At 70.1% G+C, this 1,032-nt stretch carries 1 pseudogene; it reads left to right on the forward strand.

What is annotated here, in order from left to right:
• Window positions 1-72: 72 nt before the first annotated feature.
• Window positions 73-1,018 (forward strand): annotated as a pseudogene (locus JMJ56_RS33130) (IS630 family transposase).
• Window positions 1,019-1,032: the final 14 nt, after the last annotated feature.

The raw sequence follows: 1,032 nt of genomic DNA on the forward strand, positions 1-1,032 counted from the left end.
GACTGGATCGCTTGTGACCCACAGGGTTCGTGGAGGTGCTTCATTTGCGCCCTGGCGCGAGGGGCGATGCGGATGTCCAAGGCGCTGTCGGTCGACGTGCGGGAACGCGTGGTGGTGGCGATCGCGGCGGGTTCGTCCTGCCGGGCGGCGGCGGTCCGCTTCGGGGTGAGCGCGGCCAGCGCGGTCCGCTGGGTGGCGCTGTCGCGGCAGGTGGGTTCGGTCGCGCCAGGGCCGCTCGGCGGGGGCCGGCGCCCGGCGCAGATCGAGGCGCGTGCGGCGCTGATCCTTCGCCTCGTCGGCCAGAAGTCGAACCTGATGCTGCGGGAGATCCGGGCCGAGTTGGTCAAGGCCGGTGTGTCGGCCGGCATCGGCACGCCGTGGCGCTTCTTCGACCGGCGCCGGATGACGCGCAACAAAAGTCTGCCCACGCCGCGAAGCAGGGCCGCTCGGACATCCTGAGGCAGCGCTGGGTCTGGTTCGAGGTGCAGCCCGATCTCGCCCCGGACCGCCTGGTGTTCATTGATGGAGACCTGGGCTTCGACCAACTTGGCCGCACCCGCGGCCGGGCGCCCAGGGGCGAGCGGCTGCGCGCCGCCATCCCACACGGCCACTGGCTGACCATCACCTTCGCCGCCGGCCTGCGCAACGCCGGCATGGTCACGCCCTGGCACTCGATGGGCCGATCGACGGCTCGCTCTTCCGCGACCAGGTGGAGCAGGTGCTGATGCCCGAGCTCTGCCCTGGCGACATCGTCGTGATGGACAACCTCGGCAGCCACGAGGGCGCAAGCGTCGGGGCCACCATCGAGGCCGCAGGCGCGAGCCTGCTCTACCTCCCGCCCTACAGCCCCGACTTCAACCCAATCGAGCAAGCCTCCGCCAAGCTGAAGGCCGCGCTCCGCACAGCGGTAGAACGCAGCCTCGACAGGCTATGGGATGCCATCGGCCGCATCATCGACACCTTCACCCCAGCCGAGTGCGCCAACCACTTCGCCGCCGCCGGCTATGACGCAAACTGATGGGAAAATGCTCT

The sequence above is a fragment of the Belnapia arida genome, from assembly GCF_016773205.1.
Lineage (GTDB): Bacteria > Pseudomonadota > Alphaproteobacteria > Acetobacterales > Acetobacteraceae > Belnapia > Belnapia arida.